This window comes from Dactylosporangium sp. NPDC051541 (genome assembly GCF_044454505.1).
Lineage (GTDB): Bacteria > Actinomycetota > Actinomycetes > Mycobacteriales > Micromonosporaceae > Dactylosporangium.
The window spans coordinates 293,217-318,001 of record NZ_JBITDU010000009.1 but is presented as its reverse complement, the minus strand read 5'-3'; the positions used below and the strand labels follow the sequence as shown (position 1 = coordinate 318,001).

The 24,785-nt window shown below is 73.0% G+C and carries 21 protein-coding genes; 4 read left to right on the top strand and 17 right to left on the bottom strand.

Going from position 1 to position 24,785, the window contains the following annotated elements:
* Positions 1-9: 9 nt before the first annotated feature.
* The 6 genes from ACIA8L_RS35685 to ACIA8L_RS35660 all read right to left on the bottom strand — a co-directional run bounded on the left by ACIA8L_RS35685 (position 10) and on the right by ACIA8L_RS35660 (position 5,885).
* Entirely contained in the window at positions 10-747 is a 738-nt protein-coding gene (locus tag ACIA8L_RS35685; RefSeq protein ID WP_395911471.1) for an ABC transporter permease, read from the bottom strand.
* Position 748: 1 nt separating this feature from the next.
* Positions 749-1,621, bottom strand: coding sequence for an ABC transporter ATP-binding protein (locus ACIA8L_RS35680; protein WP_395911469.1), 873 nt, complete (start codon positions 1,619-1,621; stop codon positions 749-751).
* Between the two features lie 158 nt (positions 1,622-1,779).
* Positions 1,780-2,343: a TIGR03086 family metal-binding protein gene (locus ACIA8L_RS35675; RefSeq protein WP_395911468.1), complete on the bottom strand. Its 564-nt coding sequence runs from the start codon at positions 2,341-2,343 to the stop codon at positions 1,780-1,782.
* A 4-nt stretch (positions 2,344-2,347) separates the two neighbouring features.
* The gene (locus ACIA8L_RS35670) at positions 2,348-4,465 is read right to left on the bottom strand and encodes a xanthine dehydrogenase family protein molybdopterin-binding subunit (RefSeq protein ID WP_395911466.1); all 2,118 of its coding nucleotides are present in this window, start codon (positions 4,463-4,465) and stop codon (positions 2,348-2,350) included.
* The gene (locus ACIA8L_RS35665; RefSeq protein WP_395911465.1) at positions 4,462-5,439 is read right to left on the bottom strand and encodes an FAD binding domain-containing protein; all 978 of its coding nucleotides are present in this window, start codon (positions 5,437-5,439) and stop codon (positions 4,462-4,464) included. Before ACIA8L_RS35665 ends, ACIA8L_RS35670 begins: the two co-directional genes overlap by 4 nt.
* Positions 5,436-5,885: a (2Fe-2S)-binding protein gene (locus ACIA8L_RS35660; protein ID WP_395911463.1), complete on the bottom strand. Its 450-nt coding sequence runs from the start codon at positions 5,883-5,885 to the stop codon at positions 5,436-5,438. The genes ACIA8L_RS35665 and ACIA8L_RS35660 overlap by 4 nt, the downstream gene beginning before the upstream one ends.
* Positions 5,886-5,968: 83 nt before the next feature.
* On the opposite strand from ACIA8L_RS35660, the gene ACIA8L_RS35655 reads away from it, so the two are divergent.
* A complete protein-coding gene (locus tag ACIA8L_RS35655; protein WP_395911461.1) occupies positions 5,969-6,892 on the top strand; it encodes a zinc-binding dehydrogenase in 924 nt (307 codons plus the stop codon).
* Here the strand turns inward: ACIA8L_RS35655 and ACIA8L_RS35650 are convergent.
* Positions 6,889-7,302 carry a rhodanese-like domain-containing protein gene (locus ACIA8L_RS35650; RefSeq protein WP_395911459.1) on the bottom strand — a complete coding sequence of 138 codons (414 nt, stop codon included), beginning with the start codon at positions 7,300-7,302 and terminating at the stop codon, positions 6,889-6,891. The two genes, ACIA8L_RS35655 and ACIA8L_RS35650, sit on opposite strands and share 4 nt — an antisense overlap.
* 71 nt (positions 7,303-7,373) lie before the next feature.
* Between ACIA8L_RS35650 and ACIA8L_RS35645 the strand changes: the two genes are divergently transcribed.
* Positions 7,374-8,327, top strand: coding sequence for a helix-turn-helix domain-containing protein (locus tag ACIA8L_RS35645; RefSeq protein WP_395911458.1), 954 nt, complete (start codon positions 7,374-7,376; stop codon positions 8,325-8,327).
* Here the strand turns inward: ACIA8L_RS35645 and ACIA8L_RS35640 are convergent.
* The 10 genes from ACIA8L_RS35640 to ACIA8L_RS35595 all read right to left on the bottom strand — a co-directional run bounded on the left by ACIA8L_RS35640 (position 8,324) and on the right by ACIA8L_RS35595 (position 18,735).
* Complete coding sequence (locus ACIA8L_RS35640; protein WP_395911753.1) at positions 8,324-8,956, bottom strand: maleylpyruvate isomerase N-terminal domain-containing protein; 633 nt, start codon at positions 8,954-8,956, stop codon at positions 8,324-8,326. The genes ACIA8L_RS35645 and ACIA8L_RS35640 overlap by 4 nt on opposite strands.
* A gap of 2 nt (positions 8,957-8,958) precedes the next feature.
* On the bottom strand, positions 8,959-9,870 hold the full coding sequence (locus tag ACIA8L_RS35635; protein WP_395911456.1) for an ATP-binding cassette domain-containing protein: 912 nt from the start codon (positions 9,868-9,870) through the stop codon (positions 8,959-8,961).
* Positions 9,867-10,640 carry an ABC transporter permease gene (locus ACIA8L_RS35630; RefSeq protein WP_395911454.1) on the bottom strand — a complete coding sequence of 258 codons (774 nt, stop codon included), beginning with the start codon at positions 10,638-10,640 and terminating at the stop codon, positions 9,867-9,869. Before ACIA8L_RS35630 ends, ACIA8L_RS35635 begins: the two co-directional genes overlap by 4 nt.
* Before the next feature lie 16 nt (positions 10,641-10,656).
* A complete protein-coding gene (locus ACIA8L_RS35625) occupies positions 10,657-11,433 on the bottom strand; it encodes an ABC transporter permease (RefSeq protein ID WP_395911452.1) in 777 nt (258 codons plus the stop codon).
* 13 nt (positions 11,434-11,446) lie between these two features.
* Positions 11,447-12,532 carry a hypothetical protein gene (locus ACIA8L_RS35620; RefSeq protein ID WP_395911450.1) on the bottom strand — a complete coding sequence of 362 codons (1,086 nt, stop codon included), beginning with the start codon at positions 12,530-12,532 and terminating at the stop codon, positions 11,447-11,449.
* A 272-nt stretch (positions 12,533-12,804) separates the two neighbouring features.
* On the bottom strand, positions 12,805-13,443 hold the full coding sequence (locus tag ACIA8L_RS35615; protein ID WP_395911448.1) for a hypothetical protein: 639 nt from the start codon (positions 13,441-13,443) through the stop codon (positions 12,805-12,807).
* Positions 13,440-13,925 carry a hypothetical protein gene (locus ACIA8L_RS35610; protein ID WP_395911446.1) on the bottom strand — a complete coding sequence of 162 codons (486 nt, stop codon included), beginning with the start codon at positions 13,923-13,925 and terminating at the stop codon, positions 13,440-13,442. The genes ACIA8L_RS35615 and ACIA8L_RS35610 overlap by 4 nt, the downstream gene beginning before the upstream one ends.
* A gap of 153 nt (positions 13,926-14,078) precedes the next feature.
* Positions 14,079-15,776, bottom strand: a complete 1,698-nt coding sequence (locus tag ACIA8L_RS35605; RefSeq protein WP_395911444.1) for a protein kinase — start codon at positions 15,774-15,776, stop codon at positions 14,079-14,081.
* An 80-nt stretch (positions 15,777-15,856) separates the two neighbouring features.
* The gene (locus tag ACIA8L_RS35600) at positions 15,857-17,401 is read right to left on the bottom strand and encodes a Na+/H+ antiporter (RefSeq protein ID WP_395911442.1); all 1,545 of its coding nucleotides are present in this window, start codon (positions 17,399-17,401) and stop codon (positions 15,857-15,859) included.
* A gap of 158 nt (positions 17,402-17,559) precedes the next feature.
* Positions 17,560-18,735: a S8 family peptidase gene (locus tag ACIA8L_RS35595; RefSeq protein WP_395911440.1), complete on the bottom strand. Its 1,176-nt coding sequence runs from the start codon at positions 18,733-18,735 to the stop codon at positions 17,560-17,562.
* Between the two features lie 96 nt (positions 18,736-18,831).
* Here ACIA8L_RS35595 and ACIA8L_RS35590 point away from each other — a divergent pair, with 96 nt between their 5' ends.
* Both ACIA8L_RS35590 and ACIA8L_RS35585 read left to right on the top strand, forming a co-directional pair.
* Positions 18,832-21,447, top strand: coding sequence for a CHAT domain-containing protein (locus ACIA8L_RS35590; RefSeq protein WP_395911438.1), 2,616 nt, complete (start codon positions 18,832-18,834; stop codon positions 21,445-21,447).
* Between the two features lie 86 nt (positions 21,448-21,533).
* Positions 21,534-24,731 (top strand): hypothetical protein, encoded by a 3,198-nt coding sequence (locus tag ACIA8L_RS35585; protein ID WP_395911437.1) that lies wholly within the window; start codon positions 21,534-21,536, stop codon positions 24,729-24,731.
* Positions 24,732-24,785 lie beyond the last annotated feature (54 nt).

Here is a 24,785-nt window from a genome sequence, read left to right as displayed (position 1 = left end):
CTCACCCTTTCACAGCACCGCGATGCGGCGGACGGAGCGACGGAAGCCGAACACGGCCAGGGCGGTGAAGGCGACCAGCCACGCGACCAGGGTGAGCACGTCGCTGACGCTCGGCGCGCCCCCGAACGCGACCCGCCACGACATGTCCGCGTAGGCGTGGGTGGGCAGGACCCGGCCGATCGCCGCGAGCCAGCCCGGCATGATGTCCAGCGGCAGCCAGAGCCCGCCGACGATCGACATCCCGAGGTACACCAGCATGTTGAGCGGCTGCGCGGTCTGACTGGTGGCCAGGTAGCCCAGCGCCAGCCCGAGCAGCGCGAACGGCAGCGCCCCGAGCCACAGCAGCGACACGACCGACAGCCACTGCCCGGTGCTCAGCCGCACCCCGTTGATGACCGCCGCCGCCAGGCACAGCAGCGCGACCGGCAGCAGCGCGGCCGCCATCGCCGCCAGCCCCTTGCCGAGCACCACCGCGAGCGGCGGCACCGGGGTGAGCCGCAGCTGCCGCAGCCAGCCGATCGAGCGGTCGATGACCAGGCCGGCGGCGTAGTTGAGCAGCGCGCCGATCGCGCCGTAGCCGGCCATGGAGACCATCGTGTAGGTGGCCGCGGTGGCCTTGTCCTGCCCGGTGATCGTGTTGATGTTCGTGAAGACGAGGTAGCTGACCAGGGGCATGAGGACGGTGAAGATGAGCAGACCGGGCGTGCGGGCGAGCCGGCGCAGTTCGAGACGGATGTAGGGCAGCACGTCAGGCCTCCACTCGGGTCAGGGCGAGGTATGCCTCTTCCAGTCCGGCCCCGGCGACCTCGAGGTCGCGCAGCAGGCCGGCCTCGGCCAGGGCGAGGACGGTGGCGTCGGAGTCGGTGCTGGTCAGCACGGCCCGGCCGGACTGCTCGGCGACCGTGACGACTCCGGGCAGTACCGAATAATCGAAGCTCTGCGAAACGACGCTCACCGTGCGCACGGAGACGCGCCGCTTGACGGAGGCGGCCGTGCCGTCGGCGATGACCCGGCCGCGGTCGAGGACCACGATCCGGTCGGCGTTGGCGTCGGCCTCCTCCAGATAGTGCGTCGAGAACAGCACCGTGCGGCCCTGCCCGGCATAGCGGCGGATCGCGGCCCAGAACTCGTGGCGGGCCTCGACGTCGAGCGCCGCCGTCGGCTCGTCGAGCACGAGCAGGTCGGGCCGGCCGACGAGGGCCATCGCGAAGCGCAGCCGCTGGGCCTGGCCGCCGGAGAGCTTCTCGACGGTCCGCCCGGCCAGGTCGGTCAGGTCGGCGGTGGCGAGCGCCTCGGCGATGGGCATCGGGTCCGGGTAGACGTCGTGGAGGAACCGCAGCAGGTCGCTGACGGTGCACCGGGGGAGCAGCCCACCGGCCTGGGGCATCGCGCCGACCCGGCCGGCCGCGCAGGCCGCGGTGGGCGCGCCGCCGAACAGCCGCACGGTGCCGGTGGCGGGCGGCAGCAGGCCGAGCAGCATCAGCAGGGTCGTCGACTTGCCGGCCCCGTTGGGGCCGAGCATGGCCACGACCTCGCCGGCCGCGACCGTGAGCGAGACGTCCTCCACGGCCCGGACACTGCCATACAGGTACGACACTTCTTGAAGCTCGACGGCGTTCATGCCGCTAACGCTAAGGAAGCCGGAGCATGAGCAGCAGAGCCGTCAATCCGCCCTCGGCAGTGACAAATGTACTGCCGGCGCGACCGGCAACAGGCGCTCCGCCGGCCTGCGCGCCCGGCGGTGGCGCCCCTTGCACGAGATGCTCACCGGTGGAGGCGCTAGCGGGGTACGCGCCCGAGGCGTAGCAGGATCATGTCCATTGTGGACGCGTCGGGCGGCGCCGCGATCGGCGCGGCGAAGGCCTTGGAGGTCTCGGGGACGCCCTCGGCGATCGGCCGGGTCTCGACCAGTACCTCCTCCGGCAGTGTCCAGTCTTTGCCGAGCGCCTGCGCGACGTCCCAGCCGTGCACGACATAGTCGATGGTGTGCGCGCTGATGCCCCGCCAGGCGGCGATGGGCACCGGCGCGATCTCCGCCAGCGTGATCTTCCCATCGAGATCATCGACGGAGCCGAACGCATCCAGCACTTCGGAAGCGGCCGCCGCATACGTGGCGGCCGGGTCGGCGCCGAGGGGCCGGGGCGCCCACTGCGCCAGCGACCACGACTCACCGCGCGCGGCCGCGGCGAAGCCGAGGTGCTGGATCGTCATGTGGGCCAGCAGGTCGCCGAGGTCCCAGCCGGCACACGGGGTCGGCCGGGTCAGGTCGAGCGGGCCATCGAGCAGCTTGACAGTGGCGCGGACGGCGATCGCGTCCGCCTCGCGGTAGTCCGGAGAGGCCATGCGCTCATCCTGGCATGGCCGGGAGCAGACTGGCGGGCGTGATCGGCAGCGAGCGCATCCGCACCCCCGTCGCGTGATACACCGCGTTGGCCACCGCCGCGGCCGCGCCCACGATCCCGAGCTCGCCGATGCCCTTCGAGCCCATCGGGTTGAGGTGCGGGTCCTGCTCCGGCAGGAAGGCCACGTCGATGCGCGGAATGTCGGCGTTGACGGCCACGTGATAGGAGGCCAGGTCGTTCGTCACGAAGTCGCCCGTCCGCGCGTCGAGCACCGACTGCTCCAGCAGCGCCATCGACACGCCCATCGTCATCGCCCCCACCAGCTGCGACTCGGCCGTCGTCGGGTTGATGATCCGGCCGGCCGCGAACACGCCGAGCATCCGGTCCAGCCGCACCTCGCCGGTGCCCGCGTCGACCCGGACCGCGCAGAACTGGGCCCCGAACGCGTGCCGCGCGTACTCCCCGCGGGCGGCCAGGTCGGCCGTGGTGTCGGCGGACACCGCGACCCCCTCGGGCGGGCAGTGCCCGTCGTACCGCCCGTCGAGCTCCCGCCGCAGCCGCCGGCACGCCTTCGTGACCGCCCAGCCCCACGAGGACGTGCCCATGGAGCCGCCGGCGACGGTGGCGAACCCGATGTCGCTGTCGCCGACCCGGATCTCCACGCACGACTCGTCGACGCCGAGCGCGTCGGCGGCGATCTGGCGCATCACCGTGCGGGCGCCGGTGCCGATGTCGGCCGCGTTGACCGCGACCTCGTAGTGGTCGTCGGCGGTGGCCCGCGCGGTCGCGGTCGACGGCCACGTGATCGCCGGGAACGACGACGCCGCCACCCCGGTCCCGAGCAGCCAGCGGCCGTCGCGGCGGGCGGCCGGGTGAGGGTCGCGGCCGGCCCAGCCGAACCGGTCCGCGCCCGCGCGCAGGCACTCCACCAGATGCCGGCTGCTGAACGGGAGCCCCTCGGCGTCGCAATCGGTGTCGTTGTCGATGCGCAGCTGTACCGGGTCCCAGCTGCCCGCCACCGCGAGCTCGTCGATCGCCGACTCCAGCGCGAACGCGCCCGGGCACTCGCCGGGGGCCCGCATCCAGGTCGGCGGGGGCACGTCCAGCGCGACCACGCGGTGGCTGGTCGTCAGGTTCGGCGGGCCGTAGTGGACGCGGCTGACGGCGGCGCACTGCTCGGTGTACTCCGTCAGCCGCGACGTCTGCGTGATGGACTCGTGCCCCAGGGCCACCAGGCGCCCGTCCGCGTCCGCGCCGAGCCGGACCCGCTGGATGGTCGGTGTCCGGTAGCCGGCCAGCGCGAACAGCATCGAGCGGTCCAGGGCGAGCTTCACCGGTCGCCCCGAGCACCGCGCGGCCATGGCGGCCAGCACCACGTTGGGCCGCGGCGACCCCTTCGACCCGAACCCGCCCCCGACGTGCTCGTTGTGCACCCGCACCAGTTGTGGCGGCAGCTCGAACAGCGCGGCCAGGGTGTCGCGCACGGCCGAGGACGCCTGGGTCGCGTCGAACACGTTGAGCTGCCCGCGCTCCCAGAACGCCGTGGTCGCGTGCGGCTCCATCGGGTTGTGGTGCTCGGCCGGCGTGCGGTAGGTGGCGTCGACGCGCACGTCGGCGGCCGCGAACCCGGCGTCGAAGTCGCCGTTGTCGACCCGCCCCGGCAGGCCCGGGTTGACGATCTCCGGCTCGTACAGGCCCGGATGGTCGGCCCGCAGGACCGTGTCGGCGGCCGTCGGCTCCGCGCGCACGATCACCGTCTCCGCGCCCTCGCGGGCCCGCTCCAGCGTCGTGGCCACGACGAGCGCGACGACCTGGCCGTAGTACGACACCTCGGGCGACTGCAGCATCAGCAGGTTGGGGTCGTCGCCGGGCTCCAGCCGCGGCGCGTTGCCGTGCCAGACGACGCAGATCACCCCGTCGAGCGCGAGCGCGTCGTCGATGTCCACCGTGGACACCCGGCCGCGGGCGAACGTGGCCAGGACCGGCCAGGCGTAGGCGGTCCCGGGCATCGGGTGGTCGACGGCGTACCGCGCGTGCCCGGTCACCTTCGCCCGCGCCTCCAGCCGCGGCCCGGCCCGGCCGACGGCCTGCTCCCGCTGCGTCTGCGTCCAGGCCTGGGTCACGGGGTCATCGCCTCCAGCAGTTCCACGGTCAAATTCCTCAGGAGCGGGATTTTGTACCCGTTGTCGCGCAACGGTTTCGCCGCCGCCAGTTCGGCCTCGGCGGCCCGGGCGTAGCTCTCGGCCCGCGCCGGTGCCCCGCGCAGGGCCCGCTCCAGTGCCCACGTCCGCCACGGCAGATGGGCGACCGCGCCCCAGGCGATCCGCACGTCGTGGACCAGCCCGTCGCGCACGTCGAGGGCGGCCGCGATCGACCCGGCCGCGAACGCGAACGACGCGCGGTCGCGGACCTTCCGGTAGCGGGAGCCGGCCGCGAGCGGGCACTCGGGCAGCACCACCCCGGTGATCAGCGACCCCGGCGGCAGGTTCGTGTCGCGGTCCGGCCGGTCGCCGGGCCGCCGGAACAGGTCGTGGACGCTCACCGCGGCCGGCCCGTGCGGCCCCAGGTAGTGCACCGACGCGTCCATGACCGACAGCGCCACCGCCAGGTCGGACGGGTTGGTGGCGATGCACTGTGGCGAGGCGCCGAGGATCGCGAGGTCGTGATGTTCGCCGTCGCGGGCGTCGCAGCCGGTGCCCGGGGCCCGCTTGTTGCACGCCTTCGTGACGTCCTGGAAGTACCGGCAGCGGGTCCGTTGCAGCAGGTTGCCCCCGACGGTGGCCCGGTTGCGCAGCTGGCCGGAGGCGCCGGCGAGCACGGCCTGGGCCACGGCCGGATACCGGGACCGGACCTCGTCGTGGGTCGCCAGGTCGCTGTTGGACACCAGGGCCCCGATCCGCAGCCCGCCCTCGGCCGGCACCTCGATCTCGTCGTACGGCAGGTCGCCGAGGTCGACGAGCCGGTCCGGGGTGGCCACGCCGAGCTTCATCAGGTCGACCAGGTTGGTCCCGCCGGCCAGGAACGCGGTGCCGGGCCGGGCGATCGTGGCGAGCGCGCCCGCCGGGTCCTCGGCCCGCTCGTACTCGAACGGCCTCATGCGCGGGCCGCCACTTCGTAGACGGCCGTGGCGATGTGCGGGTAGGCCCCGCACCGGCAGATGTTGCCGCTCATCGCCTCCCGGACCGCCGCCGGCGAGATGGTCTCCTCCGGGGTGAGTCCGACCGCCGAGCAGATCTGCCCGGGCGTGCAGAACCCGCACTGCAGGGCGTCGTGCTCGATGAACGCCTCCTGGATCGGGTGCAGGCCGTGCCCCGCGCTGAGGCCCTCCACGGTCGTCACCGCGGCGCCGCTGGCCGAACAGGCGAGCACGAGGCAGCTGACCACCCGCTGCCCGTCGAGCAGGACCGTGCAGGCCCCGCACTGCCCGTGGTCGCAGCCCTTCTTCGCACCCGTCAGGTCCAGGTGCTCCCGCAGCGCGTCCAGCAGCGTGGTGCGGTTGTCCAGCCGCAGCTCGTGCTCGTGCCCGTTGACGTCAAGGGTCACGTCGGTCTCGGTTCGTCTCCTCGCCACGCCGCCGCAGCTACCCGCCTTGACATGAACCATGCTTGAGGTCCGAGGGTGGTTTCATGCGTGTGATCGAGGTGGCCCAGTTCGGCGACCCTTCCGTCCTTGTCCCTGTCACGGCGCCCGACCCCGCACCGGCTCCGGGCCAGGTCCGGATCGCGGTGGCGGCGGCCGACACCCTGTGGCTGGAGACCATGGTCCGGGCCGGGCACGGCGGCCCGTACTTCCCGGTCACCCTCCCGTATCGCCCCGGTGTCGGCGTGGCCGGCACGGTGACGACGGTCGGCACCGGCGTCGCTCCACAGTGGATCGGCCGCCGGGTCGTGGCCCGCACCGGCCACGCGGGCGGCGGCTACGCCACGGCCGCCCTGGCCGCCGAGGACGCCCTGGTCCCCGTGCCCGACGAGGTCGCGGACCGGACCGCGGCCGCCGTCATCCATGACGGCGTCACCGCGCTCGCCCTGCTCGACATCGCGCCGGTCGCGGCCGGTGACCGCGTCCTGATCACCGCGGCCGCGGGCGGCATGGGCGCCATCCTGGTCCAGCTGGCCCTGGCCGCGGGTGCGACGGTGGTCGCGGCGGCCCGCGGCGAGGCGAAGCTGGCGCGGCTGCGGGACCTGGGCGCGACCACGGTCGTCGACTATTCGCAGCCGGACTGGACGGCCGCGCTCGACCCGGTCGACACCGTCCTGGACGGGGCCGGCGGCGACTACGGCCGCGCCGCGCTCGGCCTGGTCAAGCCGGGCGGCCGCTTCTCCGGCCACGGCATGCCCGCGGGGGGCTTCACCGCCGCCACCCGCACCGACGTGACCGTGACCGGCATCCAGGCGGTGCGGTTGCGCCCGGAGCAGCATCGCGCCTATCTGTCCCGCGCGCTCTCCCTTTCGCCACTGATCGGCCAGGTGTACCCCCTGGAGGAGGCGGCCGCCGCCCACCGCGGCCTGGAGGAGCGCACCGCCATCGGCAAGACGCTGCTCGTCCCCTAACAGTCGCAGTTCACGGCCCAGCGCGGCGCGGTCAGCTCGTCGGCCGGCCGCCGCTGCCGGCCGGTGGAGGTCTCGAACTCGAACCCCTCGCGCACCCAGTACTCGAAACCACCCAGCATCTCCCGGACCTTGTAGCCGAGTTTCACGAACTCCAGCGCGGCCCGGGTCGCTCCGTTGCAGCCCGGGCCCCAGCAGTAGGTCACCACGTCGGCGTCCAGCGGGATGAGGCCCTTGGCCCGGGCCGCGATGTCGGCGGTCGGCAGATGTACGGCGGCGGGGAGGTGGCCCTGGGCCCACGCCTGCGCCCCGCGCGAGTCGACGACGACGAGATCCGGGAGCGCCGCGTGCACGTCACTGACGTCGGTCTCGAAGGTCAGGCGGGTGGTGAAGTGCTCGATCGCAGTGGTCATGCACAAGAGCGTGCGGCAGGACCGGCGGCCGGGGGAGTGGCGTGAACGCCGCTGTCCGCTAAGATCGCGCCATGGGTACGGTCGCCGTCCTGGCTTACCCCGGGATGTCCCTGTTCGAGACGGGGATCGTGACCGAGGTCTTCGGGCTTCCGCGTCCGGAGTTCGACAGGCCCTGGTACGAACTCACGATCTGCGCGCCGAGCGACCGCCCGGTCCAGGTCGTCGGCGGTGCGGTCCTGCAGCCCGTCGGCGGCCTCGCCGACCTCGTCCGGGCGCACACGGTGATCGTGCCGGGCGTGGCCGACGTCCATGCCGACCCGCCCGCGGCCGTCCTCGGAGCGCTGCGTGCGGCCCACACCCGGGGCGCCCGCATCCTGTCGATCTGCTCCGGCGCGTTCGCCCTGGCCGCCGCCGGGCTGCTCGACGGGCGCCGGGCCACGACGCACTGGCGATACGCCGAGGTGTTCCGGGCCCGCTACCCCCACCTCGACCTGGACCCCGACGTCCTCTACATCGCCGAGGACGACGTCTGGACCAGCGCCGGCAGCGCGGCCGGGCTCGACCTGTGCCTGCACGTGGTCCGGACCGACCACGGCGCCGCGATCGCCAACGCGGTGGCCCGCCGGCTCGTCGTCCAGCCGCACCGCGACGGCGGGCAGGCCCAGTTCATCGAGGCCCCGATGCCCGCCGACGCCGGTGACGACCGGATCGCGGCCAGCCTGGCCTGGGCCCTGGCCCACCTGCGGGAGCCGCTGAGCGTGGCCGGCCTGGCCCGGCAGGCCCACATGGCGCCGCGGACCTACCTGCGCCACTTCACCCGGGCGACCGGGACGAGCCCGATCCGCTGGCTGCTGCGCCAGCGCATCCAGGCGAGCCTCGCGCTGCTGGAGACGACGGACACGCCGATCGAGCAGGTCGCGGCCGCGGTCGGGTTCGACGCGGCGGTGACCTTCCGCCACCATTTCGTCAACGCGATGCGAACGTCGCCGTCGCAGTACCGCCAAGCCTTCCGTTTGAAGCTTTAGCGGTTTTGGCGCTCGGCGAGCGGCCTTCCGTCCCAGCGCCAGTCGGAGCGGGACTCGTGCCCGGGCAGCTCCGCGCGGCCGGTCGCCCACAGCAGGAGCCGCCACGGGTCGTCGTGCGCGGGCAGGTCGACGAAGAGCCGGTCGAGGACCGCCTGCACCAGGTCGGCCGGCGGGTTCCACGGCCGCTCGACGGTGTCGGCCACGTCCCAGGCGTGGACCAGGACCTCGACGACGCCCATGGCCGCGAAGCCCTCGGGGTCGCTCAGGCCGTAGGGGTGCCAGCCGCGGCGGCTCGGCGGGGCGGCGTCGACGACGGCGGCGAGCATGGCCCCGCACGCCTCGAGGGAGCGCAGCAGGCCGAGGGTGCCGCCGGACGGTACGACGAACACGGTGTTGCTCGGGCCGCCCTCGCGCTCGGACCGCCAGGTGAACGGCAGGTAGGCCTCCTGCGGGCTGTCCGCGGCCGCGATCTGCCCGGCGTAGGCGAACAGGTCGTCCGCCGTGTGCTCCATCGTCTCCCAGCACGTCCAGGACAGCGTCCCGGCCGGCCGGTCCCAGCCGTCGTCGGGCACGTCGGCGAACGCGGCCCGGACCAGGGACACGGCTCGCAGGACGTCGGCCCCGTGCATCGTCACGTGGACAGACTATAGAGCCGGCGGACGACGGCCTCGATGTCCGGCTCTTCGATCGTCAGGTCGTGCAGCTGCGCCGCGCCCGCGACGGCGGCCAGGATCGCGGCCACGGTGGTCGTCCCGGGGGCGAACGACAGCCGCTGCCGCAGCCCGCCGGCCTCGACGCCGACGAGCCGGGTGCCGGGGACGAAGTCGAGCGGGGGCGCCGGCTCGGCCAGGTCGAGCACCAGGATCCGCTCGGCCCCGACCTGCCGGGCGAGGCCGTCGAGGGTGCCGTCGAAGGCCAGCCGCCCGTGGTCGACGACCAGGAGCCGATCGGTCAGCCGCCGCACGTCGCCCATGTCGTGGGTGGCGAGCAGCAGGCTGGTGCCGGCGGCCCGCTGCTCGACGAGGAACGCGCGCAGCCGCTCCTTGCTCAGCACGTCCAGCCCGATCGTCGGCTCGTCGAGGATCAGCAGCTCGGGGGCGTGCAGCAGGGCCGCCGCGACCTCGCCGCGGATGCGCTGCCCGAGCGAGAGCTGCCGCACCGGCGTGTCCAGGAAGTCGTGCAGATCGAGCCGCTCGGCCAGCTCGGTCAGCCGGGGCCGGAAGTCGAGGCGGTGGATGGCGCCGAGCGCGCGGAAGGAGTCCCGCAGCGGCAGGTCCCACCACAGCTGGCTGCGCTGCCCGAACACCACCCCGATCCGCCGGGCCAGCCGCCGCCGCTGCCGCATCGGCTCCAGCCCGCACGTGCGCACCGCGCCCGCGGTCGGCCGCAGGATGCCGGTCAGCATCTTGATGGTGGTGGACTTCCCGGCGCCGTTGGCCCCGATGTAGCCGACGGCGTCGCCGCGCTCGATGCCGAACGTGAGCCCGTCGACGGCCACCACCGAGCCGAAGTGCCGGCGCAGCCCGGAAACCTCGATGATCATGAACCCGCCCCCGTGTAGTGCCGCAGCCCGGACCGCCAGCCCAGCAGCGCCACGGCCCAGATCGCGGCCGCGGCCAGCGGCGCGCACCAGCCGATCCAGGTCGGGAACCCGGCCGGTGGCGGCAGCCGCAGCAGCGTCAGCGCCGGCAGATACGCCACGAACGCCGTCGGCACGATGAACGTGAACAGCACCCGCACCGGGTCCGGGTAGATCGTGGCCGGGAACTGCGACGCGTACTGTCCACCGTAGACGAACGACGACGTGATGTCGGCCCCGTCGATGAGCCAGAACTGCACCGCCGCCGCGGCCGTGAACAAGGCCGAGAAGATGGCCGCCCCGCACAGCACCGTGAGCACGACCAGGACCATGTCGGCGGCGGTCCAGCGGATGCCGAGATGCGCCATGACGACCACCGCGATGACGATGCCGGCCGCGGTCCGCCCGAGCCGGCGCAGCGACAACTCGGCGCTGATGAGCTGCGGCAACACCGGTAGCGGCCGCAGCAGGAAAGCGTCCAGGGTCCCGGTGCGCAGATATCCCGGCAGCGCGTCGAGGTGCCCGAAGACCAGATCGGCCAGGCTCATCGAGATGTGCCCGAGCGCGAAGACGAGGATCGCGGCGCGGAAGGTCAGGCCGCCGAGGGCGGGCACATTCGCGAACACGACGTACATCTCGCAGAGCCCGCTGACGGTCGCCCCGACGCTCGCGAACAGTTCGATCCCGAACGACCCGCGATAGACGGTCTGCGCCCGGACATGCAGGCGCGCCAATGTCAGATAGGGGCCGCTAACCACCCTGGATCACCAGCTTCCGCGCCCCGAGCGCGAAGATCCCCCAGCCGAGGCCGAGCAGGGCTCCAAGCCAAAGGGCCTGTGTCAGTACCGTCGAAAAGCCGCCCTTCCCGGTGATGACGTCGATCGGCGCCTGCAGCAGCGAGGGGAACGGGGTGCAGTCGGCGACCACGGCCAGCCAGTGCGGGAACCAGCGCACCGGCACCACCAGTCCACAGAGGACACCGGAGAGCACCAGGTACAGGGTCATCGGCCCGCGCAGGTCCAGCAGCCAGAACGCGGTCAGGTTGACCAGCCACCGGCACGCGAACGACAGCGCGCTGGCGATCGCGACGCTGACCGCGCCGAGCAGGTACGGTCCCGGCGTGTGCGGCAGCGTCAGCCCGGTGATCAGGGCGCCCATCAGCAGCGGCGGCACGCACCGGGGGAGCAGGGAGTAGACGGCGCGGCCCAGGTCGGCGGCGAGGTAGGCCAGCATCGGATCGACCGGGCGGGCCAGGTCCACCGCGATGTCGCCGGAGCGGATCCGCTGGGCCAGCTCGGTCCAGGTGAACAGCTGGACCGGGCCGATGAGGGCCTGGCCGAGCCACACGTAGGTGGCGGTCGTGGCGATGTCGTAGCCGGCCAGCGCGCCGCCCGCGGTGCCGACGACGGCGATCATGACGGCCGAGCGGATCAGGCCGAAGACGCAGTTGGTGAACGCGGCGCCGAGCGCGGCGGTGCGATACGCGGACCAGCGGCGGAAGCCGAGCACGAAGAGGGTCGCGTACACCGGTGGGATTCTGTCAGCTCGCGAGCGGCATCTCGACCGGATTTGGGCCGGCCTCCCGCCAGTGGCGCAGCATCGGGGTCACCGGCCAGCCGAGCTCGCGCTCCCGGTAGGCGGCGTCGGCGCAGCGGGCGGCCCAGCTGGCCCGGCTCCGGCGGATGTTCCGGCCGCGCTCGTCCTCGCCGTCGCCGTCGCCCAGCAGCTCGTCGCGGAGTTCGAAGAGGACGGCGGCGGCGTGCTCGAACGCCGGCACCTCCCGCGTCCGCTCGTCCAGCCCGGCCATCCAGTCCAGGTCGCGGCCCGCGCACACGGTGCAGTCGCAGGACCAGAGCAGCGGGTCGGGGCGGGACCGTTTGGCGCGCTGGATCGCGCTGATGCGGCGGTACGACATCGTCGGTTTGAAGATCGTCGCCGGCGGTCGCGGCCCGGCCGGTCTCCGCATCGGTACGGCATCGCGCGGGGCCAGGTGCCGCAGAGCGCCGGTGGTCCCGACAGCCGCCGCGACCGCACCGTGACACAGCGCTCCGAGGGATGACAGATCAGAGCGCAACAGCAGCGTGGGTACTGCGCAGCCGAGCACCTCCAACAGCCCGGCCACGCATCCGGGCAGTGCGAACGGGTCGCCGCGGGCCTCCAGGACGAGTGCGATCGGGACCCCGGCGTCGCGGACGTGGTTCGTGAGGGCGGTGCGGTGCAGGCGGTCGCGGAGCCAGTCCGGGTGCAGCGGCAGGACCGCGATGCCGTCGGGGATCGCCATCGTCCGGTGCAGGATGCTGACCAGGCCCGGCTCGTCGCCGCTGTCGACGTAGCCGGAGTCGGTGAGCACCGGCAGCCCCAGCTCTCGCTGCCGGCGCAGCCACCGCGGGTTGAACGGGGCGCTGGCCGGCAGCCGGTTCTGCCCCGCGTAGCGGGCCGCGTCGAGCAGCAGCGGCGTCTCGAGGTGCTGCTGGCGCCGCAGGTGGGCGGCGGTCGCGAGCAGCCCCTGCTCGTCGTGGCGGTACGGGGCGATCACCAGCCCCGCGTGCGGCCGCTCGGCGATCGGGGCACAGCGCAAGGCCTGGTTCGCGGTGCAGTACACGAAGAGGCTGCGCGCGCTGAGCATGGTTCGCCGGTCCCATCACAGTCGGTACATCGAGCGTAACCGATCGTGTGGAATTCACGAACGTTCATGTTTTGCCGGGCTGACGCCCGCGGCCCGGCTGCTCGGGCGCGGGCGTGTCGCGGGATGTGGCATCGCTGAGGTCCGTCGTCGACGGAGGCCTAGCTGACGCGCTCGGCCTGGCCTTTGCGCTCGGCCTGGTTTTGCGCTCGGCCTGGTTTTGCGCTCGGCCTGGCTTTGCGCTCGGCCCGGTTCGCGGTCTCCCTCGGGGGCGGTCAGCGGCCGCAGTCGACCAGGATCGTGGTCGCGGCGGAGGCGGCGCTCGGCTGCGTCACGGCGATGCGCACCTGGTGCTGGCCCCGGACCGGGCTCACGTTGGCCTGGGTCGTCTTCGTGAACGTCGTGCCCGACGCGGTGTCGCGGACGGTCGTCGCCTCATTGATCGTGTACCGGACCGCGAGCCCCGGCTCGCTCAGCGTCAGCTTCACCGTGATGCGGGTGTTCATCGAGCCCCGGCAGCTGGGGAACTCGTCCGGGTCGGCGCTCACCGTCACCGAGACGACCCGCGGCGGCCCCGGTGTCGTCGGGGGGGCCGAGCTCGGCCGGGCCGAACTCCTGCTGGCCGAGGGGCGGGCCGACGCCGAGGTCCGCAGGACGGTCGCGGGCGGGGCGATGGTGGTGTCCGGGTCCTCGGGGACCACCGGCTGCGGCGTGTTGCGGGCCGCCGGTGGCCGCGGCCGCGGATCGTCGCCGGTGGTCAGCGCGGCCAGCGCGGTCCCGACCGACAGCACGATCACCAGCGCGCCGCCGGCGAGCAGCCAGGCCGTGCGCCGCGAAAGGCCCTCCGGCGGTGGTGCCGGAAAGCCGTCAGGTTCCCCCGGTAACCCGTCCTCCTCTGAGCCGGGTCCGGTCATGGATTTCCTGGGAATGAGGGCTTGGGCCGCTTGGTGGTCGGCCGCGGGTCCGGCTTCGTGGTCTGCGTCCCCGGCTTGGTCGTGGTCGTCCCGGGCTTGGTGGTGGTGCCCGGCTTGGTCGTCGTCGCGCCGCCGCCGGGGATCTCGGTGTTCGTGAGCTGCGGCCACGACTGGCTCGCCTGCGGTTCGCCGGTCGGTGCGGGCGCCGACCCGGGCGCCGAGCTCACCGCGGACGACTCCGGGTTGGCCGCGGCCGGCGTGGTCTCGGGCGCCCCGCCGGTCATGCTCAGCGCGGCCACGACGATGCCGATGATCAGCAGCAGCGCGACGCCTCCACCGGCCACCAGGATCTTGGTGTTGCGGTCCATCGGGCCGCCGACCGGTTCCTCGTCCTCGGGCCGCGGTGGCAGTTTGATCTCGCCCGTGTACTCACCGTAAATGAACCGGGGCAGGCCGTCGCGCGTGGCATCGTCGTCGGTCATTCGACCACCTTCCAGCAGCTTACGGTCACGCACCTAAGACGTGGTGCACCCGGCGTCGCGTTGCCGTCCGCCCTCCGTCGCTCCCTCGGCACTCGGGCATCCTAGCGAACGCGAGAGCTTTTCTAAGGCTTGGCTCGGTCCCGGGACTGTGACCTACGCCTTCGTGCAGGCGTTGGTGAAGGTCAGCGAGTCGGTCGTGGTGCCCGGGCTGGTCACGCTCAACGTCATCGGGAACGAGTAGCGGCGGCCGCTGTCCACGCGCATCCGGTAGGTGTCGGTGTAGTTCCCGTTCGGCCCCGCGGTGACCGTCTTGGCGGCCTTCCCGGTGGTCGCGTAGGTCACCGCCGTCCCCGGCCCGTTCGTGGTGATGGTCACCGTGACCTCGACGTCGATCCCGTTGCCGGTGCACGGCCCGTTGTAGGTCGCCGGGTTCAGCCCGATCTTGGCGGAATTGACGGTGGGCGACTTCGGCGGCGTCGGGCTGGCCGGCTTGGTGGTCTTCGGAGCCTTGGTCATGCCCCGGACCGAGGGTGTAGCGCTCGGTGACGGCGAGGTGTCACTGGGCGACGGACTGGGGTCGGTCCCGGTCAGCACGGCGTCGTCGCTGGGGGAGGCGGCCGCGCCTTGCGCCGCCTGATCGGGCTCGTCGGTGCTCCCGCCGCCGTGCCCGAGGAACCCGATCACGATGAGGAACGCGAGCACCCCGGCGCCGATGAGCGCGGCCACCTTGATCTCGGACTTCATCTGCATCCGCTGCGGCCCGGCCGGCGCCTTGGAAGCGCTCGCCGCGGCCACCGCACCCGCCGCCGCGGCCCCGGCGGGCACCAGCGGGTGCTCCTTGGTGACCTCCTCGTCCGGCCCGGCCACGCCGGCTGGTCCCACTGCTCCCGCGGCCTCGCCCGGCTGTGCCGCCGCTCCGGCCGCCGTCGGCCCCGCCCCGGCCGCTTCTCCCGCTCCGACCGCTCGTCCCGCTCCGGCCGCCGCGTGCTCTGTTCCAGCCTCTGTGCTTGCTGCCCCGGCCGCCGCGTGCACCGCCCCGGCCGCCAGGTGCGCTCCGGCCGGCTCGGTCGTTGCTCCGGCCGGCTCCGCATTCCCTTCGCCTGGCGCTGTTGTCGCTCCGGCCGGCTCCTCCCACCACGCCTCTTCGGCGGGCGGCGGCTCCACGCCCGCGGCGACCGAGAGGGCGGTGCGGGCGGCGTGGGCGGACGGCCGCTCGGCGGGGTTCTCGGCCGTCAGCGCGGCCACGAGCTCGGGGGCGGCCTCGGGGGAGGCGAAGGCCAGGGTGGCGCCGAGGGAGTACAGATCGCCCTCCGGCCCGCCCTCGCCGCTGCTGCGCCGCTCCGGCGCGACGAACGTGGGGTCACTCAGCGGCAGCTTGCTGTCGAGCATGGCGGCCACGGCGAAGTCGGTGAGCTGGGCCGAGCCGTCGGGCAGCAGCAGGACGTTGGCCGGCTTGACGTCACCGTGCGTGATCCCGGCCGCGTGGGCGGCCTGGAGCGCATCGAGCAGGACCAGACCGAGCCGGGCGCCTTCGGCCGGGGCCAGTGGACCCTCGACCGCGACCCGCTCGCCGAGCGAGCGGCCGTCGACGAGATCCATGACGATCCACGGCCCGTCGTCGGTGGTGATGACCTCGTGAACCTTGACGATCGCCGGGTGCTCCACGCGTCCGGCGGCGCGGGCCTCACGGTTGACCCGCTCGCGCTCCACGGTCGTCATCAGCTCCGGGAGGCGTACCTCCTTGACCGCGACCATCTGCTGTTGCCGCAGGTCACGGGCCCGCCACACGATGCCCATGCCGCCTGCGCCGATCGCGTAGTCCAAGCGGTACCGGTCCGCCAGCGTCTTCAAGATCAGATCCCGCCCAAGCTCGACTTCAAGGACATCTCAGCATGTTTGCGCCCGCATTGGAGGTCGGGCAATCGGTCGGTTCACTCTGTCGTATAGGACCCCGTGAGTCGAACTTCCTCGATGTCAAGTTTCCCTTGCAGCTGCCGCAGCACAACATCGTCGATCCGGCGTTCATCCCGGAGCCGCACGATCGTCGCCCGCTTGTGAGCCAGCAGTTCCAGCTTCAGCATTGTGTACTGTTCGTGCTCGGTCTGCTCCACCCGGTCACCTTCGTCCTCGCCGGCGTGCAGGTCCGACAGGTGCCGCTCGTACTCCTTCCGCAGCCGGGTCACCACCAGGTCGTCGGCGCCGACCTGAGCGGCGACGCGGGGCAGTGCGTCCATCGCCTCCTGCGCCGCGGTCGTCTGGGCCAGCAGCAGCTCCTGCCGCGGCCCGTCGTCCTCGGGCAGCCGGGCCCACCGTACGACGGCGGGCATGAAAAGTCCGAGCCCGAGCGTGAGCACGATGACGCCGGAGGTCACGAAGACGATCAGGTCCCGCTCGGCGACCGCGGACGGTACGGCGAGCGCCGCGGCGAGTGACACCGCGCCCCGGAACCCGGCGAACGCGCTGATCGTCCGGCCCCGCGCCCCGACCCGGAGCAGCCGCTGCCGTGGCCGCCGATCCAGCGCCCGGATCAGGTACGGCGTGGTGAAACTCCAGAGGAACCGCACCCCGACCACGGTGCCGGCCACGGCCGCGAGCACGATCGCGCTGTGGGGAAGGGTGCCGTCGTGGAGCCCGTGCACCGAGTCGGGCAGCTGCATCCCGATCAGGACGAAGAGCGCGCCGTTGAGCACGAACGTCGTCAGCGGCCAGAACGCGAATGCCTGCGTGCGGGTCCGGGCGCTGATGGTGCTCGGCCCGTACTGGCTGATCACGAGCCCGCAGGCGACCACGGCCAGCACGCCCGAGGCGTCGATGACCTCGGCCAGCAGGAACGCCAGGAACGGGGTCAGCAGACTCACGGTGTTGGCCAGCAGCGGCTCGTCGCCGATGAGCCGGCGCGCCGCGAGCGCGAGCCAGGCGGCGCCGAACCCGGCCAGCAGCCCTCCGCCGTAGGCGAGCGCGAACAGCCACCCGATCCGGCCGGTCGTGAGCTCGTCCCCGTCGATCGTCACGGCCAGGGCCAGCCCGAAGATCACCAGGGCCGTCCCGTCGTTGACGAGGCTCTCCGCCCGCAGCACCGTGGTCGTGCGCCGCGGCAACCCCCGGGCCAGCACGCTGACGGCGGTGGCATCCGTCGGCGCGACGGCCGCCCCGAGCACCCAGGCCGGCCCCCAGGCCACGCCGAGCAGGTGCGCGACGTACGCGACCCCGCCCGCGGTCGCGATCACCAGCACCGTCGCCAGCAGCCCGATCACGCGGATGTTGGTCCGGATCTCCCGCAGCGAGGTGGTGAGACTCTCCCAGTACAGCAGCGCCGGCAGGAACAGCAGCAGCACCGCTTCAGGCGGCAGCCGAACCATGGAGAGCGCCGGCACCAGCCCCAGCAGCGTCCCGATGATCAGCAGCAACACCGGCGGGGCCACTCGCACCCGCTGCGCGACGATACCCGCCACCACCAGGGCCGCACCCAGTGCCACGACAACTTCCAGCGCACCCAGGCGGCCATTCTTCAACGCGCCCGGCGTCTACGCCTCTTCAGAGGCGCGGCGAAACCCTGGGCCCGGGATCGATCGCGCGGGCCCGGGAAACTGGGCGCTGCGGTTCGCCGCCCGCAGCGCCCTCCCTGGTGTGCCGGTCAGCGCAGCGAGGGGAAGCCGCCCAGCTGCTGTTGCGCAGCCTCGGACTTGACCTGCTCCGCGGCCGCCACCACGGAACCGGCCGCCGCCTTGCGCTCGGCCACCGCGGCCACGACCTTCGGCGCCGCGAAGGAGGTGCCACTCCACGCCGCCCAGCCCGACTCGAACGTCGGGGCGTGGCGGACGAAGGTGCTGATGACGTCGGCGCCGGGCGCCACGAGCGTCACCCACGGGCCGCGGTTGCTCCAGTCGCACACGGCGCTGCCGTCGTGCGCGGCCACCGCGATGACCTTCGAGGCCCACGGCGTGCTGCCGGCCGCGAACGCCGCCGGCCAGAACGGGCGGTCGTGGATGCCGTCGTTGCCGGCCGCCGCGACGACGACCCGGTCGCCACCGGCGAGGAAGGTCGACAGCGCCGCGTTGAGGATCGCGGGCGGCTGGTCGCCGACCGAGAACCCGCCCAGCGACAGGTTGAGCACGTCCACGTCGGCCAGGCCGGTGATCGCGGCGGCCAGGTCGGCCTCGGTGCACACGCCGAAGCTGTCGAGCACCTTCACGATCCGGACCTGCGCGGCGTCGGTCGACTGGACCACGACACCCGCGATGAAGTTCGCGTGGCCGACGTCCGAGTCGAGCTCGCCATTGTTGTCACCGTCGAGGACGGTCTCGACGTTCTCGGCCGTGGCCGAGTAGCAGCCGGCCGGGAGCGGGCTGTCGAGGTACACACCGGTGTCCAGAACGACGACCCGGACGGACGATGGGCCGTCCGCCGAAGGGGCGAGCTTGGACGGCGGAGCGGTCGCCGACATCGGCGGTCCGTACGGTCCGCCGTGCGTGTACGGCGTCGACAGGAACACGTGGTTGGGCCCGACCACGGCACCGTCCGCGAGCTGCCCCCGCATCTGGCGTACGGCCGCGGCGACGTCGAGGCCGCGCGCCTTGAACCGGCGCATCCCGCGGTGCGGCTCGTCCTCGGTGACGTCACTGGCCCGGTGCCCCAGGCCGTTGAGGGTGCGGTGTGCGATCCCGGCGCCGGCGTCGGAGACGAGAATCTCGTCGGCGACGTAGCGGACCGGGCGACCGGACTGTACATCGCTGCGCAACCACGGCAATGTGGACAGGCGCGCGTCGCGGACCCGCTCCCACCGCTGGTAACGATCAATCGGTACGGACATCGAGCTCCCCCCAAGAAGGATCAACTATGAGGCCGGTGACATGAGTCGCGTACCGGACTCCGTGATACACATCCGAGCCTTTGACAGGATGCATCCATGACGGCTGCACCCGTGCTCCCCGCCGCCGACGAAGACTTGGCACAGCGGCTGCTCCCGATTGTCATGGCCGACCCGGGCAAGGCCAAGCACCTCGCTGAGTCGGCTTTGCGCGATGCCCGCCGCGACGGCGACGCCGGGCGGCAGGCGGTGGCCCTGCGTGCGCTGGGCCTGGCCGCCCAGGCCCAGCACGACGCCGGCTCCGCCGCGACCCACCTCAAGGCGTCGATCTCCGTCGCCCGCCGGCACGGCCTGCGCGTGCACGAGGCCGAGGCTCGGATGAGCCACGCGCTGATCCTCGACGACCTCGGCCGGACGAGCGCCGCACTCAAGGAGATCGACCGCGCCGTAGCTGAGCTTCACGGGCACCGGCGGGCCCGGGCGATCATGCAGCGGGCGCTGATCCTCTGGCGGCTCGGGTTCGACCGGCAGGCGATGGAGCTGTACCGCTGGGCCCTCCGTGCCTTCCGGGAATCCGGCGACCAGGTGTGGGAGGCGCGAACCCTGACGAACCGGGGTGTCCTGCACGGGTACCGAGGAAATCTCAAACAGGCCGAAAACGATCTGCGGGCCGCGCAGACGCTCTACAACCGGCTCGGCATGGCCACCGCCGCGGCCCAGGTCGAGCACAACCTCGGCTTCGTCGCGGCCCAGGCCGGCGACGTCCCCACCGCGCTGGCCCGCTACGACCGCGCCCACGACCGGCTGTGGAGCACCGGCGCCGCCGCGATCGGCCTGCTCGACCGGGCCGACCTGCTGCTCTCGGTGCGGCTGCTGCCCGAGGCCGAGTCCGCCATCCGGGCCGCCATCGACGCCTGCACCGACGGCCACCTCGACTCGGTGCTCGCCCAGGCCTACTTCATGCTCGCCCGGCACGGTCTCGCCGCCGGCACGCCGGACGAGTCCAAGACGGCGGCCGCCACTGCCCGCCGGGTGTTCCACCGGCAGGGACGCACCGTGTGGAGCGCCCGGGCGAAGGTCGCCGAGATCGCCTCCGTCATCGCGCTCGGCAAGGCCAACCGGGGCACGCTACGCGAACTGCGCTCGGTCGCGGCGCACCTGCTCGAGGCCGGCTGGCTGCAGCCCGGCTGGGACGCGCTGCTCGACGCCGCTCAGCTCGCGGTCGACCTCGGTGAGCTCTACACCGCCCGCGAGTTGCTCACCGAGGCGGGCGGCGCGGCCAAGCTCGGCCCGGCCCCACTGCGGGTGCGCTGGTGGCACATCCGCGCTCGGGTCGAGCTGGCCTCCGGGGCCGTCGCGGAGTCGGTGCGGGCGGCCAACTCCGGCCTGCGCCAGGCCGACTCCTACCGGGCCAGTCTCGGCGCCACCGAGCTGCGCGTGCGCGGTAGCGCCGAGATCGTGGCCCTGGCCGGCCTGCGGCTGCGGCTCGCCCTCCAGCACGGCGGACCCGCCTCGGCCCTGGCCTGGGCCCAGCGGTGCCGCTCCGCCGCCCTGTCGCTGCCGCCGACGCACCCGTCCACGGACCCGGTCGTGGCCCGCCACCTGGTGGAGCTGCGGCGGATCAACGGCGAGCTGACCGCGGCGCCGACCGGCCCGCAGCGCACCAGCCGCCTGCTGCGACGCCAGCGCGTGCTGGAGGCCGAGATCCGCCGCCGCTCCTGGCGGGCTCCCGGTTCTTCTCCCAACGCTGTGGAGTTGTCAATCCCGAACCTGGCCACAGCGCTGGGGGAGCGGGTGCTCGTCGAGCTCCTCGACATCGACGGGCACCTGCATGCCCTCGTGGTGCGCGGGCGCAAGGTCACGCATCGCATCGTCGGGGAGATCGACGCGGTGCGGGCCGAACTGGAGTCTCTACGGTTCGCCCTGCACGCTCAGGTGCTGGGCCACGCCGCGGACGGCGAGCGACTCGAGCGGCGCGCGGAGGCCCTCGACCGGCTCCTGCTCGGTCCGATCGCCGACCTCATCGGCGACGGCCCGCTGGTCCTGGTGCCGACCGGAGCCCTCCATGCGCTGCCGTGGTCGATGCTACCCAAGCTGCGGGGAAGATCGCTTACGGTTGCACCGTCAGCGACGATCTGGCTGCGGTGCGTGATGTCGTCCACTGTGGACGGCAAGTTGGTGCTGGTCGGGGCCCACTCCGCGGAGCAGGCGGGGGATGAGGTGCGGGAGATCGCGGCCGACCGATCGGGCGCCACGGTGCTGGCCGGGGACCGGGCGGGCGTCCAGTCGGCGCTGACCGCGCTCGACGGGGCCGCGGTCGGGCACATCGCCGCGCACGGGGAGTTCCGCGTCGACAACCCGCTCTTCTCGTTCCTCATGCTCGCCGACGGCCCGCTCACCGTGTACGACCTGACCGCCCTGCGCCGCCCGCCCGCGCTGCTGGTGCTTTCCGGCTGTGACACCGGCCTGGCCGCCGTGCACCCCGGTGATGAGCTCATGGGCCTGGTCGCAGCCCTGCTCAATATGGGTACCGCAACCGTCATCGCGAGCACGGGACCCGTCGACGACGGCGCGACCCGCCACCTCATGCGCGCGTTCTACGGTCACCTGGCCACCGGCCTCGGCCCGGCCGCCGCGCTCGCCGCCGCCCAGTCCGCGGCCGACCAGCGCGACCGCGCCAGCGCCGACAGCTTCGTCTGCTTCGGGGCGGGCTGAGCCGAGCGGTCATCTTTGAATCACGAAATGTGATCGCTTGTTGATCAAGCTCGGAATTGTCGGACCCCCGGCCTACGATGTCGCCCGTGACCCGACGCCGTGCTCGCACCCCGCTCGCCATCCTGGTGGCGCTGCTGGTGCTGGGTGCGCTCGTGGCGTGGGGCGTCGGCGGCGCGCTCGGTCTGCGCTTCGACCGGGCCGCGATCCCGGTCGAGCGGCCCTTGGTGGCCGACGTCGGTGCCTCCGCACCCGTCGCGATCGGATCGATCTCGGTGCCGACGTCGCCGCGGCTGAGCCTGGCCGCCACCGCACTCGCCGATGCCGTTGTCGCCCGCGGCGCGCCCCGGCCCGTGATCGGCTCGGAAGGGTCGGGCGATGTAGCAGTACACCTGGATCCAGCACTTTCTCCCGGTTCTTATAGGTTGGACGAACCGCTCGCCCTCACCGGCGGCGACGAGGCGGGTGCGGCCGCCGGGCTCTACGCGCTGGCCGACCGCGTCCGCTCGGGCCAGGCGCTGGTGCCGGTCGAGCAGAAGGGCAGCGTCGTCACGCCCCGCCTCGGCCTGCGCCTGACCGATGCCGGGTCGGTCGGCCGGGAGCCGGATGTCGCCGCGTTCGCCGCCGGCACCGACTACTCGCTCAACACCGACGTCGTCGGCGGCGCGCTGCTGCCCCGGGCGCCGTGGGTCGACCAGATCGCCGTCGAGCGGATCTCCCGGCAGTTCCACCAGTTCGTCGAGCACGCGCTCGCGCAGGGGTACAACGGGATCGTCCTGCCGGGGTTCCTGGAATACATCACGTTCTCGCGGGTCGGCGACGGGTTCACGGTCTACGACCGCAACGACGATCACGTAGCCCGCGCGCGGGCGCTGATCGCCGCGTTCGCACCGGTCTTCCGCTATGCGGCGGAGATGGGCATGAAGGTGTACTTCCTCACCGACATGCTCGCGCTGTCGCCCCCGTTGGAGCGGTATCTCGAGAAGACCTACGGCGGCCTGAAGGTCGAGGATCCGCATTTTTGGCGGGTGTACGCCCTGGGCCTGGCCGAGCTCTTCGAGCGCATGCCGTTCGTCAGCGGCCTCATGATCCGCGTCGGCGAGGGCGGCGACGTCTACAAGCAGCCCGGCTGGGACTACGAGTCGCGCATCGCTGTGACCACGCCGCAGGCCGTGCGCACGATGCTCACGTCGCTGCTGCAGGCGGCCGGTGATGCGGGCCGCGACATCATCTTCCGCACGTGGACGGTCGGCGTCGGCGCGGTCGGGGATCTGCATACCGACCCGGGCGCCTACGACGAGGTCCTCGGCGACGTGGACAACGCGCATCTGATCGTGTCGACGAAGTACACCCTGGGGGATTTCTATAGCCATCTGCCCTTCAACTCCACGCTGGAGAAGGGCGGTCAGCGGCGGATCGTGGAGTTCCAGAGCCGGCGGGAGTTCGAGGCGTTCGGGTCCCTGCCCAACGACCTCACCGGCCTGCATCAGCAGGCGCTGCAACGGTTCCTGGCCGCCAACCCGCACATCGAGGGCGTGTGGACGTGGACCCAGGACGGAGGCCCGCTGCGGGCCGGCCCGATGACGCTGCTGCTGCGCTCGGGGTTCTGGCAGCTGTACGACCTCAACTCCTATGCGCTCGGCCGGCTCGCCTGGGACCCGGCGACCCCCGCGGCCCAGATCACCGCCGACTGGGCCCGCCAGACGTTCTCCGACGACCCGGCCACCGTCACCGCCGTGTGCCGGATGATGGCCATGTCCCGGGAGGCGATCACCAAGGGCCTCTACCTGGGCCCCTACGCCGACGACAAGGTCGAGGCCCTCGGCCTCGCGCCGCCCCCGATGATGTGGATCTTCGAGTGGGACATCGTCACCGGCGACTCCGCGGCCCTCGACAGCATCTACGCCGTCAGCCGCGACCACATCGAGCAGACCATCGCCGAGGGCGACCGCGCCGTGGCCCTGGCCGCGTCGATGCAGGAGACGATCGCCGCCACCGACCCGGCGACGTGGCGCGACGCAACGCTGCGCGCGAAGCTGCTCGACGCCCTCGCGTATGAGACGGACCTGTTCCGGACGCTCGGCGCCTACCGCACCATGTTCCTGCGCCACGCCCAGTGGCTCGACACCGGCTCGGCCTCGGCCCGCACGGCGTGGCAGGCGGCGGAGCAGCAGTACCGCAAGGCCCGCGACACGCACGTGGCCCGCTACGGCGGCGACGTGGACCTCCCCGCGTACAACTTCACGGCCGCCGACATCGGCGCCGCCCGCGCGGACCGCGACCCGCTGATGTCCGTCCTGGCCCGGGTCCTGCTCGGCCTGGTGGTGCTGCTCCTGCTGGTCGGCCTGGTCGGCCGCTCGACCGGCCTGCGCGCCCTCTGGCTCGGCGCGACCCGCCCGTGGCGCCTGGCCGACCTGACGCCGCTGCCCAACCGGCTCGACCGGGTGCTGGTGATCGCCATACCGGCCGCCGCCCTCATCCTGTCCCGCCTGGTCTACACGTGGTTCGCCGCCCCCGCCCACCTCGTGATCTCGCTCGGCGGCTGGCTCCTCTTCGCCGTGACCGCCCGCATCCTGACCGGCCGCCGCGACCCGTTCCACCTGTGGGCCGCCATCGGCGGCGTCGCCATGCTCCGCACCGCGATCCTGCTGGCCGCCATGATCCTGCGCGGCCCGGGCGGCTACTGGTTCGCCTTTTGGACCGACCCGGTGCGCCGCTCGATCTACGTGTGCGTAGCGTTCGCGGCCTTCGCCTGGCTGTTCGTGGCCGTGGCGCTGGTCCTGCGCGACCGCTACTCGATGCCGCGCCGCCGGACCCTGGCCGTGCTCCTGGCCGCCGCTGGCACGCCCCTGCTGCTCCTCGGCGCCCTGGTGGCGGCGCTGGGCCTGGAACGGGCCCTCACGATCTGGAACGACCAGATGGCCCTGCTGCCATGGGGCCTGTCCCGGATCCTCGGCATCACGGTGTATCTGGGCATCCCGACGTACCTGCCGGAGCTGGCCACCGCCCTGGGCGCGATCCTCCTGGCCGCCGCGGCCATGCTGTCCTTCCGGAGAGCGAAACACGCCTTCAACCCGCCCCGCCCCGCCCTCCCGGCCGGCCCGTCCGCACCCCACCGCGACGACAACGAACCACCCCGCCCCGCCGAGCCCACCGAACCGATCGCCCTACCCGCCCTCCCAATGCGCCGTCGCCCCCTCCCACTGCCATCCCGCCTACCGTCAACCGACCCCGACAACCCAGCGTCGACGCCTCCACCCCCACACCGCCCCCGCCACTCCCTCTGACCCGCACCCGCTACCCCGCCGGCAGGTGTGCGTCCACAGCATGCAGCGCCGCGT